Annotated in this window: 13 protein-coding genes; 3 read left to right on the top strand and 10 right to left on the bottom strand. The window is 69.5% G+C overall.

The genetic code is table 11. The features are described 5' to 3' along the window. Nucleotides 1-3: 3 nt before the first annotated feature. Complete coding sequence (locus QIS96_RS10240) at nucleotides 4-1797, bottom strand: peptide ABC transporter substrate-binding protein (RefSeq protein WP_282542149.1); 1794 nt, start codon at nucleotides 1795-1797, stop codon at nucleotides 4-6. Between the two features lie 182 nt (nucleotides 1798-1979). On the opposite strand from QIS96_RS10240, the gene QIS96_RS10235 reads away from it, so the two are divergent. Next, the gene (locus QIS96_RS10235) at nucleotides 1980-3224 is read left to right on the top strand and encodes an ROK family transcriptional regulator (protein WP_282542148.1); all 1245 of its coding nucleotides are present in this window, start codon (nucleotides 1980-1982) and stop codon (nucleotides 3222-3224) included. Nucleotides 3225-3245: 21 nt separating this feature from the next. Beyond that, nucleotides 3246-4796 carry a M81 family metallopeptidase gene (locus QIS96_RS10230; RefSeq protein ID WP_282542147.1) on the top strand — a complete coding sequence of 517 codons (1551 nt, stop codon included), beginning with the start codon at nucleotides 3246-3248 and terminating at the stop codon, nucleotides 4794-4796. A 61-nt stretch (nucleotides 4797-4857) separates the two neighbouring features. Here QIS96_RS10230 and uraH (QIS96_RS10225) read toward each other — a convergent pair whose 3' ends face one another. The 5 genes from uraH (QIS96_RS10225) to QIS96_RS10205 all read right to left on the bottom strand — a co-directional run bounded on the left by uraH (QIS96_RS10225) (nucleotide 4858) and on the right by QIS96_RS10205 (nucleotide 10036). Continuing rightward, nucleotides 4858-5211 carry a hydroxyisourate hydrolase gene (gene uraH / locus QIS96_RS10225; RefSeq protein ID WP_282542146.1) on the bottom strand — a complete coding sequence of 118 codons (354 nt, stop codon included), beginning with the start codon at nucleotides 5209-5211 and terminating at the stop codon, nucleotides 4858-4860. A gap of 23 nt (nucleotides 5212-5234) precedes the next feature. After that, nucleotides 5235-5786 (bottom strand): hydroxyisourate hydrolase, encoded by a 552-nt coding sequence (uraH, locus tag QIS96_RS10220; protein WP_282542145.1) that lies wholly within the window; start codon nucleotides 5784-5786, stop codon nucleotides 5235-5237. Next, complete coding sequence (gene uraD / locus QIS96_RS10215; protein WP_282542144.1) at nucleotides 5783-6355, bottom strand: 2-oxo-4-hydroxy-4-carboxy-5-ureidoimidazoline decarboxylase; 573 nt, start codon at nucleotides 6353-6355, stop codon at nucleotides 5783-5785. Before uraD ends, uraH (QIS96_RS10220) begins: the two co-directional genes overlap by 4 nt. Next, entirely contained in the window at nucleotides 6352-7725 is a 1374-nt protein-coding gene (locus QIS96_RS10210) for an MFS transporter (protein ID WP_282542143.1), read from the bottom strand. Before QIS96_RS10210 ends, uraD begins: the two co-directional genes overlap by 4 nt. An 823-nt stretch (nucleotides 7726-8548) precedes the next feature. Beyond that, complete coding sequence (locus QIS96_RS10205) at nucleotides 8549-10036, bottom strand: chlorohydrolase family protein (RefSeq protein ID WP_282542142.1); 1488 nt, start codon at nucleotides 10034-10036, stop codon at nucleotides 8549-8551. A gap of 429 nt (nucleotides 10037-10465) precedes the next feature. Here QIS96_RS10205 and QIS96_RS10200 point away from each other — a divergent pair, with 429 nt between their 5' ends. Beyond that, nucleotides 10466-11806, top strand: coding sequence for a DUF3100 domain-containing protein (locus tag QIS96_RS10200; protein ID WP_282542141.1), 1341 nt, complete (start codon nucleotides 10466-10468; stop codon nucleotides 11804-11806). Between the two features lie 81 nt (nucleotides 11807-11887). Here the strand turns inward: QIS96_RS10200 and QIS96_RS10195 are convergent, their stop codons facing one another. The 4 genes from QIS96_RS10195 to QIS96_RS10180 form a co-directional block, all read right to left on the bottom strand. Then, on the bottom strand, nucleotides 11888-12442 hold the full coding sequence (locus QIS96_RS10195) for a GlcG/HbpS family heme-binding protein (protein ID WP_282542140.1): 555 nt from the start codon (nucleotides 12440-12442) through the stop codon (nucleotides 11888-11890). Between the two features lie 581 nt (nucleotides 12443-13023). After that, on the bottom strand, nucleotides 13024-14439 hold the full coding sequence (locus QIS96_RS10190) for a M23 family metallopeptidase (RefSeq protein ID WP_282542139.1): 1416 nt from the start codon (nucleotides 14437-14439) through the stop codon (nucleotides 13024-13026). Between the two features lie 587 nt (nucleotides 14440-15026). Next, nucleotides 15027-15416: a peptidase inhibitor family I36 protein gene (locus QIS96_RS10185; protein WP_282542138.1), complete on the bottom strand. Its 390-nt coding sequence runs from the start codon at nucleotides 15414-15416 to the stop codon at nucleotides 15027-15029. Nucleotides 15417-15486: 70 nt separating this feature from the next. Then, on the bottom strand, nucleotides 15487-15978 hold the full coding sequence (locus QIS96_RS10180) for a hypothetical protein (RefSeq protein ID WP_282542137.1): 492 nt from the start codon (nucleotides 15976-15978) through the stop codon (nucleotides 15487-15489). Between the last annotated feature and the right edge of the window lie 570 nt (nucleotides 15979-16548).

The raw sequence follows: 16548 nt of genomic DNA, 5'->3' as shown, positions 1-16548 counted from the left end.
GCCTCAGTCCGTCCACTTCCACTGCGCGGGGTGGAAGTTGGCGAGCGAGTCCTGCGAGAAGCCGCCGAGGCCCTCCTTGACCACCGAGACCTGGTAGACGGGCTCCGGCAGCCAGACCACCGGCAGATCCTCGGCCAGGGCGGCGCTGTACTCCCGGATCGGCGCGTTCGAACTCGACGTTGTGGAACGGGAGATGAGCTTGTCGACCGAAGGGTTCGAGTAATTGCCGAAGTTCGAGCCGCCCTTGGTCTGGAACAGCGAGTCGCCCGTCGGGAAAGCGGAGAAGTACCAGCTGCCGGCCGTGCCGAAGTACGACAGCTGCCACTTGCAGATGTCCTGCTTCGCGGTGCACTGCGGGGTCTGCGAGAGCACCGAGTTCACCGGGGCCGTCTTGATGTCGAACTTGATCCCGGTCTTCGCGAGCGAGGACTGGATCGCGCTCATCATGTTGTCCGTCACCGTGGACCCGGACTGCGAGAGCACCTGCATCTGGAACTTCGTGCCCTTGTCGACCCCCGCACCGCACTCGGAGGGGCCGTCGCCGGGCTTCGTGCAGGTCATCACGCCGCCCTTCTCGGTCCAGCCGTGCTCGGTCAGCAGGGACCTGGCGGCCGACGTCGAGAACGGATACGGGTTCTTCGCCTGCTCCGGCGAGAGGAAGTCGGACTTCTGGCCCTGCGGGACCGGGCCGTATCCGGGAACCGCGGTGCCGTTGTAGATGACCTTCGCCAGGTTCTCCTGGTCGATGGACCGCTGCACGGCCTGCCGCGCGTACAACTGCTTGAACACGGCGCCCATCTGCGGGTTGTTGAAGTTGTACGGCATATACGTGATCGCCCAGCCCGACCACGGCTTGACCTCATAGCCCTGCGCGGTGAACTGCTCCTTCTGGTCGAGGTCCGTCGCCTCTATGTAGCCGTAGTCGACGGTCCCGGAACGCAGCGCGTTCTTCTCGGCGTCGGCCGTGGTGAACGGCAGCAGATTGACCGTGGAGATCTGCGGCTTCTCTTTGCCGTCGTACTTCTTGTTGGCGGCCAGGACCACCTTCCCGGCCGTGGAGAACGACTTCACCCCGTACGGGCCGCTGATGGTCTTCCACAGCGGATTCGACGCGTAACTCCCGATCCGCTTCGCAGAGTTGTTGAGATACGTCCAGATCTTCTTCGCGCCCGCGGGCGAACGGTCCGCGTCGGACACGGCCGCCGAGTCCGAGGTCTTGCCCCAGACGTGCTGGGGGAGCGGGGTGATGTCGCTGAGCTCGTTCGCCAGCATCCAGTCGGAGTTGTACGCGCGGTCGAAGGTCAGCGTGAAACGGCGGTCGTCCTCGGCCTTGAAGGACGTCCAGTTGTCGGGCTTCTTGCCGGGGTTGTAGCCCGCCCACTTCGTCTTGTTCGCCTTGATGAGGTTGAACCAGAACTCGACGTCACGCGAGGTGATCGGCTTGCCGTCGCTCCAGTGCCGGTCGCCGAGCGTGACCCGCACGCTCTTGCCGTCGTCGGCGAAATCGGCGGCGGTGGCGATGGACCCCTTCTTGTTCCAGCCGATCTTCCCGGTCGAGCCGTCGTACGCGATCAGCGGCTCCCAAAGGGTGTCCGATATCGAGGAGTTGTTGGTGTTGAGGTGCGCCGCCGTGCCGATCGGCAGGATCCAGTTCGGCGTGAAATTCGCGGGCAGCGCGTAATTGATCGCATCGCGGGAACCGGACGGCGCATCGCTCGTCCCGGAGCAGGCCGAGAGCAGCAGCACGCCCACGGACAGGGTGGCGCCGGCGACGAGTCTGGTGCGAGCAGGAGACATGGCTCTCCTTGAAAAAAGGGTGACAGGAGCGGGGCGAAGGACAGTCAACGACCCGACGGGGCGCGGAAACAGGAGTGCGTCTGTAAAAGGATTGTTTCTGCTGTCCTGGAAAAAGCCCGCAGCCGACGGCCTGGGCATACGCTCGGTGCCCCCTGCCGGCGACGTCGGAAGTTACTTCGTACATGCGTGAAAAAAGTGCACCGCACCCGCACCCGCACCGGAGAAACGCCGGGAACGCCGGGAACGGCAGGAACACCGCGGGCTTCTCCGCGCTCGCCGAGCCGGTCCTCGAACTCCTCGCCTCCGGCCGCGCCACGACCCGCACCGAACTCGCCGGGCTGCTCGGCGCGGCCCCGTCGACCGTCTCGTTCACCGTGAGCCGCCTGATGGCGCATGGACTCGTCGCCGAGGAGGGCACCGTGTCCTCCGCCGGCGGGCGGCCGCGCAAGGTGCTGCGGCTCGGCGGCAGCGACGGGTACGCGCTCGCCGCCGACATCGGCGGCCGGCACGCCCGCGTCGGCGTCGTCCAGGCCGGCGGGGTCCTCACCGACGTGTCGACCGTGCCGTTCGCGACCGACGAAGGCCCCGACACCGCCCTGGCCGCCCTCGCCGCCACCCTCGACACCCTCACCGAACAGCACGGCCGCCCGCTCCTGCGCGGCATCGGCCTGTGCCTGCCGGGCCCGGTCGACGTCGAGCCGGGCGTCGTCACGCTGCCCGCCCGCATGCCCGGCTGGAACCGGTTCCCCGTACGCGCCTGGCTGGAGGAACGGTTCGCCGTCCCGGTCGCCCTCGACAACGACGCCAACTGCATGGCCGTCGGCGAACACACCGTCCAACCCGCGGGGCGCCGCCAGTCGATCCTGGTGAAGGCGGGCACCGGCATCGGCACCGGCGTCATCGCCGACGGCCGGCTCTACCGCGGCGCGACCGGCGCGGCCGGGGAGATCACCCACGTCCGCGTGGAGGCCGCCCAGGACATCCCCTGCTCCTGCGGCAACACCGGCTGCCTGGAGACCGTCGCCTCCGGCGCCGCCCTCGTCCGCACCCTCCGCGAACGCGGCCTCCCCGTCACCTCCACCGAGGACGTCGTCCGCCTCGCCTCCGACGCCGACCCCGAGGCCACCCGCGCCGTCCGGCAGGCCGGCCGCTACCTCGGCCAAGTCCTCGCCGCCAACGTCAACTTCTTCAACCCCGACGCCGTCTACCTCGGCGGCATCCTCTCCACCCTCGAAACCTTCGTCGCCGCCGTCCGCAGCCAGCTCTACGAGGGCTGCCACCCCCTCGTCACCGAGCACCTGGCGATCGAACGGGTCGCCCTCGGCGCGGACGCGGGCCTGGTCGGCGCGGGCCAGTTCGCCCTGCAGCGGGCCCTCGCCCACGCCCTGCGCGCGGTCACCGGCGCCGCCGCCCCGATCCACGTCTGACCCCCATCTCCCGGAGGAGCCATGTCAGCACCGCACTCCGAAGCACCCCGCCCCGCGGACCGCCCCCGCACCCCCGTCGCCCGCCCCGTCATCGCCGTCGCCGGTCTCGGCATCGAGTCGTCGACGTTCTCCCCGGCCCGCACCGCCGCCCCGGCCTTCCACCCGAGCCGCGGCGCGGACGTCCTGACCCGCTACCCGTTCCTCGCCGGGGGCGAGCCGCTGCGTGCGGCCGCCGACTGGCGGGGCGTCCTCGTCGGCAAGTCCCTGCCCGGCGGCACCGTCACCGCAGAGGCGTACGCCGCACTCTCCGGCGAACTCCTCGACAGGCTCCGTGAGCTGGGCCCGGTCGACGGCCTCTGGTTCGACATCCACGGCGCGATGACCGTCGAGGGCCTGGACGACGCGGAGGCCCAACTCCTCGCCCGCATACGGGAGATCGTCGGACCGGACACGATCGTGTCGACCTCCATGGACCTGCACGGCAACGTCTCCCGCCCCCTCGTCCACCGGAGCGACCTGATCACCTGCTACCGCATGGCCCCGCACGAGGACGCCATGGAGACCAAGGAGCGCGCGGCCCGCAACCTCGTCGACCTCCTGCACAGCGGCGCGCCCCGCCCCGTGAAGGCCTGGGTCCCGGTGCCGGTCCTGCTCGCCGGGGAGCAGACCTCCACCCGTATCGAACCCGCACGGAGCGTGTACGCGGCCGTCGCCGACGTCGAGTCGACGAGCGGCGTGACGGACGCCGCGATCTGGGTCGGGTACGCCTGGGCGGACGAGCCCCGCAACCACGCCGCGGTCGTCGTCACGGGACCCGACCGGGCGGCGGTCGCCGCGGGGGCCGAACGTCTGGCCCGCGGCTTCTGGGACGCCCGGCACGCCTTCGAGTTCGTCGCGCCCACGGGCACGCTCGACGACCTCCTCGACGAGGCGCTCACGTCCACGGCCCGCCCGTACTTCATCAGCGACACCGGGGACAACCCGACGGCGGGAGGCGCGGGCGACGTCACGTGGAGCCTCGAACGGCTCTTCGCCCGCCCGGAGTTCAAGGACCCGACGGGCCCGACCGTCCTCTACGCCTCACTGCCCGGCCCGGCGGCGGTCGACACGGCGGTGGCGGCGGGCGTCGGCGCGACGGTCACCGTCACCGCGGGCGCGGAGGTCGACGACCGGCACGCGGGGCCGCTCACCCTGACCGGCACCGTCCACGCGATCCGGCACGGCGACCCGAACGCCGAGACGGAGGTCGTGCTGCGGGTGGGCAGTGTGTACGTGATCCTGACGCGGCTGCGCAAGCCGTACCACCACGAACACGACTTCACCGACCTGGACTTGACGCCCCGCCAGGCCGACCTGGTCATCGTCAAGATCGGCTACCTGGAGCCGGAGCTGTTCGCCATGGCCGCCGGCTGGAAGATGGCGCTCACCCCGGGCGGCGTCGACCAGGACCTCCTCCGCCTCGGCCACCACCGCGTCCGCCGCCCCCTGTTCCCGTTCGACCCGGCGATGCCGGACCCGGACCTCACGGCCCGCGTGATCGCACCCTCCGACGAGCCGCCGGCGCAGGCATGACGAGAGCGCCAACCCGCCCAGGACCAGGGCGGGTTGGCGCTCGATCAGCGACCGATGCCCGTTAACTGCCGCGGTACGTCGTGCAGTTCCACGGCGTGCAGATCATCGGCACGTGGAAGTGCTGCGTCGCGTCGAACACCGTGAAGCGCACGGGCACTTGGTCGATGAACGCCGCGTCGGGCAGCGTCCCGTGCAGCTCCTCGTAGTACGCGTCGACGTGGAACAGCAGCTCGTACCGCCCGGCCTTCGCCTCCTCGGGCTTCAGGATCGGTTCGTCGGTCCGGCCCTCCGCGTTGCTCCGCACCGTCTTGAGCAGCCGGTACGCGCCGTCCTCCAGGATCGAGAAGTCGATGCGCATTCCGGCGCCCGGTCGCCCGTTGGCGATGTCCAGGACGTGCGTCGATATTCCGGCCATGCTTGCCACCTCCTGGGTGCGGACTAACTGCCGCGGTAGTAGGAGTAGTTCCAGGGGCTGAACAGGATCGCCACGTGGTAGTGCTGTCGGGCGTCCGCCACGGTGAACCGGATGGGTACCTCTTCGAGGAAGCCGGGCTGCGGCAGCCTCGCGCCGATCGCCGCGAAGTACTCCGCCACGTGCAGGGTGATCTCGTAACGGCCGGACTTCAGCTCGTCGCCGCGCAGCAGCGGGTCCTTGGTCCGTCCGCCCGCGACCGCCTCGAAGCTGTCGAGCAGCCGGTAGCGGCCGTCCTCGAAGTACGAGAGGTCGCAGCGCAGGCCCGCCTCGGTCGCGCCGCGGTAGGTGTCGATCGCGTGCATCGTCAGCTTCGGCTCCGCCGCGGGGGCCGGGGCCGCCCCGCCCTGTGCCTTCGTACGGTCGGCCTCCGGGGTCGCCGCGCTGCTCGGACCCGCGCCGACCAGCGGTGCGACGGCGGCCGTGCCGAGGACGAGGCCCGCTCCGAGGCCTGCTCCCAGGGCCCGTCGACGGCTGGGCTCCTCGCCCTTCGGGGCCGGTGTGTACCCGTGCGTCATGACCTCGCCCCGTCCCGTACGACCGCCTGGAGACGCCGGCCGGTGATCACGGTGATCTGCCGGACCGCCTCGGCCAGTTCGGCCTCGGTGTCCTCGGCGGTGCGGCGGCGGAACTCGTCGAGGATCTCCTGCTTGGTGTAGCGCGGCACGCAGATGATGAACGGGAAGCCGTGGCGCTGCCGGTACTCGGCGTTCATCCGCGTGATCTGTTCGAGCTCGGCCGGGGACAGGGCGTCCAGGCCGGCGCTGGCCTGTTCGGTCGTGGAGTCCGAGGTCATGCTCCCGGACTGGGCTTCCTTGCCCGCCAGTTCGGGGTGCGCGCACAGGAACGCGATGCGCTCGTCCGTCGGAAGGCCCTCGACCACGGCGATCATCGCCTGGTGCAGGGCGTCGACGCCGGCGAACGGACGGGCGGCGGCGGCCCGTTCCGCGACCCACGGCGAGTGCTCGAAGACGGAGCCGAGCAGGGCGACGAACCCTTCGTGGTCAAGGGAGTTGACGGTCCGGAGGCCCACGGCCGGGGTGTCGGCCGAAGTCGGCGCGGGGGCCGTGGAGTTCGATGCGGTCATGCGTGGGGCACCTCGACTTCCTGCTTGGCCGAACCCGGGGCGGCGGCTTCGCCCTTCTTGAACTTCGGGATCAGCAGAAGGATGAGTACGGTCGCGACGATCTCGAAGACCGCGACGACGGCGAGGCCGGGGGAGAGGGAGCCGGTGGAGGTCTTGATCGTGCCCAGCATGTACGGGGCGCTGAACCCGGCGAGGTTGGCCATCGAGTTGATCAGCGCGATGCCGCCGGCGGCGGCGGTCCCGGCGAGGAACTGGTTCGGCATCTGCCAGAAGACCGGGATGGCGCTCATGGTGCCGATGATCGCGAGGACCAGGGCGGCCAGGGTGAGGATGGGGCTGAAGTTGATCGTGACCGCGATGGCCGCGAACGACACCGAGCCGAGCGCCGCGGCGAGCCCGCAGTGCCAGCGGGCCTCAAGGGTCCGGTCCGAGTGGAAGCCGTTGTAGATCATGCCGACGCCGCCGAGGAGGTACGCGAACGCCATGATCCAGCCGATGGTCACCGGGCTGTCGAAGCCGACCTCCTTGATGATCGTCGGCGCGTAGTAGGTCTGGGCCGAGTTCGCCATGATGATGCAGAAGAAGATGGCGATGAACTGCCAGATCCTGCCCTGCTTCAGCGTCGCGAGCATGCTGTGCTCACGCGAGCCGAGCGTGGCGTCCTCACGCGCGATGTCGGCCAGGACGAGCTCCCGCTGACGCGGCGTCAGCCACTTCGCCTTCTCCGGCTTGTCGCTCAGATAGAACCAGGTCACGAGGCCGGCGATCACGGAGGGGATGCCCTCGACCAGGAACACCCACTGCCAGCCCTGCAGGCCGTTGGCCCCGTCCAGCGAGGTCATGATCCAGCCGGCGAGCGGTCCGCCGAGCACTCCGGCGAACGCGGAGGCGGACATGAACATCCCGAAGACCTTGCTCCTGCGGCTGTGCGGGAACCAGTAGGTCAGGAACAGAATGATGCCGGGGTAGAAGCCGGCCTCGAACACGCCGAGCAGGAAGCGCAGGAAGTAGAACATCCCCGGGGTCGTCACGAACATCATCGCGACGCTGGTCAGACCCCAGCCGATGGTGATTCGCATGATCGTCTTCTTCGCGCCGATCTTCTGCAGCAGCAGGTTGCTCGGCACTTCGAAGAAGAAATAGCCCAGGAAGAAGACGCCGGCGCCGAGGCCGTAGACCGTCTCGCTCCAGCGCAGGTCGTCGAGCATGGTCAGCTTGACGAAGCCGATGTTCACGCGGTCGATCCAGGCGAGCACCCACAGGGCCGCGAGGAACGGGACGAGCTTGAGCGTGATCTTGCGGTAAATGCCTTCGAGTTCGGCCCCGGACTGGTCGGACTCACCGACCGGTCTGGTCTGGGGACTGCTCATGGAGATCCCTCCGGTTCTGCGGGCGTGCGTGTCCATGTCGACGGCGTGCGCGGGTCGAACGGGCAGGCACTGGACGGGTTGTGGGGCGGCCGAAGTCGCCTTCGGGGCAGCCGATATCGCCGGCTCGATGGAGGCGCGTCGGCATCGGCCGTTGAGGCAGGGAGGTGGGGCAGGGTGAAGCGAGGCGGAGCAAGGTGGGGACGGGCTGCGGATTCCGCCGTATCCACGTCGATGGGGATTTCGGCGGTCCTGGGGTCAGCTGGGGCGGTCGGTCCGAGGGCCAGCTGGGGTGCGGCCGGTGCAGCTGGTTCGGCCGGGGTCGTCGGTCGCGTCGGCCTCGTCAGGTCCGCGACGGCCTGCGCTCGTGGCGCTTCGTCCGTACGGCAAGCTGACTCGGCGTCATGAGTCAACCGACCTGACCGACTTGCTTTTCGGAAGGCAACTTCCGCAATGCGAGACGGTATACCGACGGGGTGGCCCGGTCAACGATTTGTTGACAGCAATGCAGGTGTATGCAGCATGTAGCCGGGGTGGGGCGGAGTGGGTGTGCGGGTGACCGTGGCGACGGAGCTGCTTTGTATACAACCGCGCCGGAGGCTTGGCCTGTCACGCCGAAGCGGCCGCCGCGTACGTGACCTGCGGCTACGGGTGAACGCGCCGTGGGCTGGGGCGAGTTGGGCCCGGGGTGGGGCGGCCGGAATGTCGATCTGCGGGCGGGTACGTACGCCGACGGCTCGGGCCCATCCCTGTGCGGGGTGGGCCCGAGCCGTTGGTGCGACCGGTCCTCGTGGCGCCGGTCGGCTTGAGCGGGAGGGGGGTCTCCTCAGGCGGGCGTCGCGCCCGGCGTCGCGTCGAACGCCGGGAACGTGGGCGGGAACAGCTCGCTGCTGTCGCGCCGCAGGATGTCGCGTTCGCTGTACGCCGCGCGCATGCGCGTGAACAGGTCCTGGGCGCGCAGCCGCAGGTCTTCGAGGTCGACGCCGGGGACGGAGCCGTCGACCAGGACGGGCCGGCCCGCGACCACGCTGTGCGTGGCCTGCCGTGCGGTGCCGTTGAGCAGGAACGTACGGACCGGGTCGTCCTGCACCCCGTCGCGGATGTCGTCGATGCGGAACGCCACGAGGTCGGCCTGCGCCCCGGGCTCCAGCCTGCCGAGGTCGCTGCGACCGAGCGCGCGGGCGCCGCCGAGGGTCGCCGCTTCCACGTACTGCTCGGCCGTCGCCGCGTCGTGCCGTCCGTCGATGACCTTGGCCAGGTGGATGCCGACGTCCATGCCGCGCACCAGGTCGGGCGGGAAGGAGTCGGTGCCGAGGCACAGGTTGAGCCCCGCCTCCAGGTAGCTGCCGAACGAGCGGAGGACCGCGCCGTAGCGCAGCGAGGTCTGCGGGCAGTGGATGACGGAGACGCCGGCCTTGACGAGCGTCTCCAGGTCGCCGCGGTCCTCGCCGTGGACGTCGGGGTGCCGGTCGAGGACCAGGCCGTGCGGGATGAGCAGACGGGTGTCGAGGAGACCGGTGCGGCCGAGGAGCTGCAGCGGGGTGACGCCGTGCCGGCGCTCGACCAACTCCCGTTCCAGTACGCCCTGCAGAGCGTGCAGCCGTACGAGCGCGTCACGTTCCCGGGCCACGGTCGCGGTGTCGCGCATCAGCTCCTCGGTGAGGGTCTCGATGCGGCACGGAAGGAGCACGCCGGTGAGCAGCGGGTCGTCGAGCTTGTCCAGGTGGTCGAGGAACCGCACCGCGTCGCGGAGGCCCGCCCGTCCCTGCTCCTCGTCGAAGGCCACGTCCCGACTGCCGTCCGGCAGGGCCACGTTGACGCCGGAGCGGTAGGCCGGTCCGAGGTAGCCGCGCAGGCCGATGCGGCGCGAGGTCTCGGCCATGCCGACCAGTTCGTCGTACGGCTCGGCCCAGGAGCTGTGGATCTCGGAGGCGATCGGCATGTACGTGGTGATGCCGTGCAGGGCGAGTTGCACGAGCGCGTACTCACGTACGGTGCGGCGCTCGGCCGGGGTGAAGACGTCGCGCCGCCGGTCGGTGAAGTACTCCTGCGACCACTGGAGTCCGGGGGCCCGCTCGGGCGTGGACCACGAGTCGAGGACGAGGTGGTCGATGTCGGTGAGCGCGTCGAGGTCGATGAGGCCCGGCATGACCAGGGAGTCGCCGAGGTCGACCTCCTCGTCGACGGGGCCTTCGTAGCGCGGTCCGACATAGACGATGACGTCGTCCTCCCAGACGACCTCGCCGTCTCGCAGCAGAGTGTGACGGCCGTGCTGGTGGGCGACGATGTGGCCGGCGTGCCAACGCGTGCGCACAGGACCTCCTGGACGTTTCCGGGCCGGTCTCCCCGGCCGGGAACGAGGCGCGGCGCGAGGGACGGCGGGACGGGGCGCGGGGACGGGGCGTGGGGGATGGGGCGCGAGGTCCAGGGATCGTAGCAACCGGTATACCAAAGCGGAAGACTTCGCTGCGTCGGCGGTTAAGGCCGAAATAAAAATCCCTGCTGCCAGGGGTATGGACAGGAGCCCGGTAGCCGGTGCACCTTTTCCGGTATACCAAACGGCCCTCCCGGGAGAGCCGGTACCGAACGTCGCCTCCTTGTTGCGGAGACAGTCATGGATCTGACCCACGACACGACCACCGCCCCCAGCCCTCCGGCCAGTTCCCCGGCCAGTTCTCAGGCCGGTTCTCCTGCCGGTTCTCCTGCCGACCCTCCGGCGGGGAAGGTCACCTGTGCCCACTGGGTGACCGCCACGGTGCTGTCCACCGCGATCTCCCTCGTCGCCGTGCTCATCGGCGAGCACACCTTCGAGATAGGTCCGGCCGCGATCGCGCTGTTCCCGATCATCTGGGCGGTCCTGATCGGCGGCATCGTCGGCGTGCAGCAGTGGCGGCCGGTGTCGGGGGCGACCCGGTCCGTGTCGACGGTGCTCCTGGAGATCAGCATCGTCCTGTTCCTGGCCCGCCTCGGCACCGAGATCGGCCCTTCCCTGGCCAAGTTCACCAACCTCGGCCCCGCCATCGTGCTGCAGGAGGTCGGCCACATCTTCGGCACGGTGCTGCTCGCCCTGCCGGTGGCGGTCGGTCTCGGCCTCGGCCGCGCGGCCGTCGGGGCCACCTGGTCCATCGACCGCGAGTCCTATCTGGCGTTCGCCATCGAGCGGTTCGGGGTGCGGTCGCCCGAGTACCGGGGCGTCTTCTCGGTGTGGGTGCTCGGCTCGGTCTTCGGCGCCCTGTACATCTCGCTGCTCGCCGGCGGGCTCGGCAGCCTCGGCATCTTCAGCCCGCTCGCGCTCGCCCTGGGCCTCGGCCTGGGCTCCGGTTCGATGATGCTGGGCGGCGTGGGCGCGCTGTCGCTGATCTACCCCGACCAGGCGGCGGAGATCACCGCGCTCGCGGCCCTGTCCAACCTCGTCACGAACCTCGTGGGCTTCTACTCCGGGATCTTCCTGGCGCTGCCGCTGTGCCGCCGCCTCTACACGTTCTGGAGCCGGGTGTTCGGCCGGGACGACAACGGCCGGCGGATCGCCAAGGCCGGAAGCACCACGGCCGAAAGCGCCACCGCCGGAAGCGGCTCGGGTGTCGCAGCGGAGAAGGCCGATGACGACGACGACCGGCCCGTCCTGGAGGTCGTCCGCGACCCGGACGTGGCGACACCGCCGCGCGTGCAGGCCATCGCCTACGCGATCGTGGGCCTCGGTGCGCTGCTGATCAACGCGCTCGGCACCCGCTCCATCTCGGTCGAGGACGCGATCGGCGTCGCGTTCCTGCTGCTCCTCACCCGCGTGTGCTTCGCGCTCGGCAAGCGGATCTCCGTCATCCCGGCCAGCGTCTTCGTCCTGGGCATCGCCACGATCCTGTCGGCCGACTTCCTGCCGACCGGGGCCTGGCTGGGCCACGTCATGGAGAACCTCGACGCGATGCTGATCGGCCTGCCGGGCCTGGCCATGATCGGCCTGACCCTCGGCCGTGACATCCAGGCGCTGCGCCAGCTGAGCTGGAAGATCGTGGTCGTGGCGCTGCTGACGTACAGCTCCTCGTTCATCGTCGCCGCCGCGCTCGGCCAGAGCGTGCTGCACCTCTGAGGCTCGGAGACGAACAGGGGGAGAGACACGAGCAGGCGGCACCCGGCAGGGAACTCCCGAGTGCCGCCCGCGTGTTGGGGCCTACTGGCCGAGCGCGGCGACGCCGGCCTTGGCGAACTTCTCGTCCAGTTCGCCCGACGGCGCACCGGCCACACCGATGCCCGCGATCGGAGTGCCCTCCTCGGCGACCGGGGCGCCACCGCCCAGGAACAGGGTGCCCGGGATGTCCTTCAGGTTCGGGGCCTGCTCAAGGCGCTTCACCAGCTCGGAGGTCGGCGCGTTCCAGGAGACGGCCGTGTACGCCTTCCGCTCCGCCGACTCGTACGACTGCGGGCCCGCGCCGTCGCCGCGCAGGGTGACGATGGTGTTGCCGTTGCGGTCGACGACCGCGACGGTGATGCGCTGGTTCTCCTTCTCGGCGGCGTCGAGCGCGGCCTGCGCGGCCTTGGTCGCGGCGTCGACGGTCAGGTGGCTGGTCTCCCGCAGGTTCTCCGCGGCGGCCTCCGTGACGGCGGCGGCCGGCTCGGTCTCGGTCGCGTTGGCGGAGAGCACACCGGCGGTTCCCGCGGCCACGGCGGCGGCGACGCCCGCGCCGATCAGTACCCGCGTACGGAGTGGCTTCTTCGCGTGCTTCAACGGGGGCTCCTCAAGGTGTACCGGAATGACCGGGATGGTGCGGGAAGCCGGCGTTCCCGCTCTGCCCCCTCAGTTTCGGGACGACTCAGGCCCAGGCCCTCGACAACCCGGCTGCGTTCCGTGCGCCGTTCGGCGACGACAGGATCAACCGATCGGTCGATGCGGCAGCGCTACGGGCGCGCGTCTTACGGCTCCGACGGCGCGGCATCGGTGGGCAGTCCACCTTCCCCGAGCCGGAAGAGCTCCCCGAACTCCCTTGCGCGGCCCGCCCGGGGTTGGGATCCCCTGCGCCGCGAGCACGGTCGAGCGTGCCGTAGATCTTCGCGCCGGCCAACCGGGGTTTGTCCTGGCCGAGTTGGGCGCGCGCGACTTCCTCGGCGTGGCTGCGGGGGCTGTGCCGAGCGGCAGCCTGGAGGGTGCTGCCTGATGCCCTGATGCCCTGATGCCCTGATGCCCTGATGCCCTGATGCGCTGATGACCCGATGCCCCGCCGAGCGCGGGCTCGGCGGGGCGCGGTTGGGCACGGGGGTCTCCTTGCGATTCCCCTCAGTTCTCCTTGTCGTTCTTCCTGCCTACTTGGCCTACTTGCAGTTGTGCGCGCTGGAGGTGCTGGAGCCGAGCACCACGTCCGCACCCCCGAGTGTCGTCAGGTGTACGGCGTTGACCGTCAGGCCCTTGTCGGCGCCCTTCACTCGGGTCTGCTCGTTGACCACGAGCTTGCCCGCGGGGCCCAAGTCGACCTCGAAGCCCGGGGTGCTCGGGAGCTCGACCGCCTTGCCGGCCACGGTCAGTTCCAGGCTGACGCTCCCCTTGGACTTCGTGCAGCTGCTCGTCGACTTCGACGTCAGCCCGGAGACGCCGATCACGGGCAGCCCAGGCAGGCCGATGTTCGCGTCGGCGACGGTGGCGGTCGACGTGGCGCTGCTCGGGCCGGTCCGGGTGGCGACCTTCGCGCAGAGCGCCTTGACGTCCAGGACGAGCGCGTCGACGCCCTTCACGCACTCCGGTCCCTCGGTCTCCGCGCCCGCCGCGCGGACGGGGCCGGTGTCCGGCGTCGGGTCGATGTTCACCGGGACCAGCGGGAGCGGGACCTCGGCGGAGAGGCCGTAGGAACGGCCCTCCACATGCTGGAGCTTGAGGTCCGCGTTGTCCTTGGACTTCCCGTACGAGCTGTCGCCCTTGAAGGTCGCGGTGAGCGGCACCTCGGCGTCGTCCGTCAGCTTCTGCCCGGTCACCGGGACCGGGCAGGAGGCCTTGCCCTTGGCGTCGGTCTTGTCCTTGCAGGTCTCGGCGGATTCACCCGTACCGAGCTTGAAGGACACCACGCGGTTCTTGACCGGCTTCTCCGACTTCTTGGTCTTCAGTACGGCGGAGAGCTTGGCGTCCGAGCCGTTGGAGATGCTCTTGTCCCCGGTGTACTCGAGGGTGGTGGCCTTCGGCTCGGGGCCTGGCTCACCCGGGTCGTCGCCGTCGCCGCCGCAGTTGGAGCTGACCAGTTCCTTCCGCTCGCTGTCGTTCGGGGGGTAGGGGTAGAGGTTCTTGCCTTCGAGGTGGACCTCCACGCCCTTGCCGTTGAGGCGCTGGTCGAAGTGGAGGTGCGCCAGCGGGGCATCTCCGGTGTTGCCCAGCGTGCCGATCCGGTCGCCCTGCTGGACCTTCGCGCCGTCCTTGACGGTCTGGCTCTGCAGGTGCAGATAGCGCGTCTGCCAGCCGCCGCCGTGGTCGATCTCCACGTACTTCCCGGCCTTGCTGTCTGTCGCGACGTTCACCTTGCCGCCGGCCGAGGCGAGGATCGGCTCGCCCAGGTCCGAGTTGCCCGAGCCCTTGTTGATGTCCAGTGCGCCTGTGTAGTCGTGCCCGCCGAAGTAGGTCCAGCCCTTCTCCTTGCACTGGTAGGGGGCCTTGAAGTCCGGGCGGTCGGCGAGCGGGTCCTGCGCGGCGGCCGTGGGTGCGCTGAGCGCGGCCGCTGCCAGGACCCCGCCCAGTAGCACAGCCATGCTTCTCTTCACTTGGTTTCCTCCCCGTTGTGGCATGCCACCTGGTGTGGCCATGACCAGTGGTGCCATTAGAGGAGACGGGTTGCGGCCACGGCCAGAAGGTTTGGCCCTGAGGCAAACGGACCTCCAGGCTCCGGCGAGGCTTCAGGAAGGATGTGCCGCCCCGCGCCCCGACAGTTCCGCGCCCACGGGGCGCGAAGTGCTGCACCTCGCCGCCGTGCCGGATGCTGGTGATCAGGCCCGCCTCCCGGAGCGCCGTCCGCGTGCCTGCCGGCCCTCGCCGCGGACAGCCCGATGTGCAGGGCGAGTTCGCCGCTTCGCCGGGATCGTCCACCAGCGCGCCACGTCGCGCCGCGGACGCTGCGCTCGGTCCTCGGGGGGACATGCGACAGCCCCCGGAGGACGGGCTCCGGGGGCGCACCTCCCCGGGCGATGTCCACAACAAGGGGAGGTAGCCAGGCCAGGACACGGATGACCTGAACCGGCCAGTGTGGGCTTCCGCTCCTCGGACGGGCCTTGTAGCTCTCTTTCCGGAGAGCCCGCAGGCGCCAGGGCTGCCGGTGCCGATGAGCGGAAGTCAACTCAGGTCAGCATTCGCCGCCCCACTGCGCATAGTTCAGGACCACACCCGTATAGGTCTTCTTGCTGTTCGGGGTGCTTCCGGGGTAGTGCAGACAGCCCGAGACCTCCTTTCCGCCAGGCTGGTAGGTGTACTTGTAGTAGATGTGGTCTGCGCCCGGGTAACGCGTTCCGTTGTTGAGGATGGAGATCCCGTCGGCCGAGAACACGTCCCTGTTCAGGTTGCCCTTCGACTTCCATTTCGGCTTTCCGGAGAACGAGTTGTTGTTCCACACGCACACGTACCCGTCGGGGCAGCTCGACTTGCCCTGAACTTCGAACCGGGCCGTGGTGTCGCTGTTGGTTGCCTGAGCAGCTGTGGCCATGCCGAGGGCCAGTAGGCCGGCAGCGGCTGTCACCAGTGTTTTCCTCATCAAGAAGATCCCTCCCGTTTGGTGGTTGTCGGCGGACTCGCCGGAACCGGACGTGTCAGGCGTTGGCGCTGACGGTCTTCCCGCAGCGGTCACCGTCCCCGCCGTTGTCCCGGCAGGCGAGGATCTGGACCTTGCGGCCCTCCTTCAAGTCGAAGTTCTTCCACCGGACATCGATGTTGCCCTCGTCCGGACCGGAGTCGTAGTTGTGCCACTTCGACCAGTCGCCACCGGAGCACCAGCGGATACTCCCGATGGTGCGGTTGCCGTCGGACAGGGAATCCACGATCTTGAGCCTGTCCCCGTGCTCGTACCAGGTTGCCTGTCCGGGGTGCGTGGGATTCTGGGCGTAGGCGGTCCACTTGTCGCCGTTGTTGATGTTGCCGACAAAGCAGTCCCGTTTCCCGGTCTGTGCTTCGGCCTGGGCCTTCGCTTCGGCCAAGGCTGCGGCCGGCCCGGTGTCGGCCGAGGCCGCCGGCGTACTGACGGCAAGTGCCCCGGCGGCCACGAGGGCGGCGGCTATGGACGGCAGGCTCGATAAGCGCACCATGTGCTCCCTGTCTGTTGATGTCAGCGCGTTTCTGGGTGAAATCGGTTTCCGGGGGTGAGCTCGTCGAGGACGATGTGGTCGAAGGTCCAGTACCAGGACGCTTTTTCTCTCTTCGCCGCACTCGGACCGTCGTCGGTTTCGGCTCGGTGGCCCTGTCGGCCTTCGCGAACTTCAGCGTTCCGAATCATCACGCCCCTCCCTTTGTCGCTCAGGGCATGACAACGCGAACGCTAGGGCTGCTCCCCGTGCTCTCGCCAGGTGTTTCGGCCAGCGTCGAAACTGCTGGCCGCAGCGCGCGTCGCAAAGGAAAGTTCCCCTGTCGGCCTCGGCATTGGGCGCGTGACGTGAAAAGGATCTGAGCGCCTTCCGCCCGCGGCCGACTCGGAACAGAAGGCGGTTGCCACCGCGGCGACAGCAGCGACAGCGATACGGAGGAAAACACATGAAAGCACGGCGGAATGTGACTGCCGCCGCTTGTCTCTTCCTGGTCGCTGGAGGTGGAATTACGGCCGGCACGGGGACTGCATTCGCCGGACAACAAGCCGAACAAGTCCGGATCGCGGTCGGCGC

The sequence above is a fragment of the Streptomyces cavernicola genome (assembly GCF_029968035.1).
Lineage (GTDB): Bacteria > Actinomycetota > Actinomycetes > Streptomycetales > Streptomycetaceae > Streptomyces > Streptomyces cavernicola.
The sequence above is the reverse complement of the archived record's forward strand: the minus strand, read 5'-3'. Positions and strand labels throughout refer to the sequence as shown.

What these genes read in the sequence shown, in the direction of transcription:
- QIS96_RS10190 (WP_282542139.1), bottom strand. Translation starts at nt 14,439, where the DNA reads ATGGCTGTGCTACTGGGCGGGGTCCTGGCAGCGGCCGCGCTCAGCGCA.
- QIS96_RS10210 (WP_282542143.1), bottom strand. Translation starts at nt 7,725, where the DNA reads ATGAGCAGTCCCCAGACCAGACCGGTCGGTGAGTCCGACCAGTCCGGG.
- uraH (WP_282542146.1), bottom strand. Translation starts at nt 5,211, where the DNA reads ATGGCCGGAATATCGACGCACGTCCTGGACATCGCCAACGGGCGACCG.
- QIS96_RS10180 (WP_282542137.1), bottom strand. Translation starts at nt 15,978, where the DNA reads ATGGTGCGCTTATCGAGCCTGCCGTCCATAGCCGCCGCCCTCGTGGCC.
- QIS96_RS10240 (WP_282542149.1), bottom strand. Translation starts at nt 1,797, where the DNA reads ATGTCTCCTGCTCGCACCAGACTCGTCGCCGGCGCCACCCTGTCCGTG.
- QIS96_RS10230 (WP_282542147.1), top strand. Translation starts at nt 3,246, where the DNA reads ATGTCAGCACCGCACTCCGAAGCACCCCGCCCCGCGGACCGCCCCCGC.
- uraH (WP_282542145.1), bottom strand. Translation starts at nt 5,786, where the DNA reads ATGACGCACGGGTACACACCGGCCCCGAAGGGCGAGGAGCCCAGCCGT.
- uraD (WP_282542144.1), bottom strand. Translation starts at nt 6,355, where the DNA reads ATGACCGCATCGAACTCCACGGCCCCCGCGCCGACTTCGGCCGACACC.
- QIS96_RS10235 (WP_282542148.1), top strand. Translation starts at nt 1,980, where the DNA reads ATGCGTGAAAAAAGTGCACCGCACCCGCACCCGCACCGGAGAAACGCC.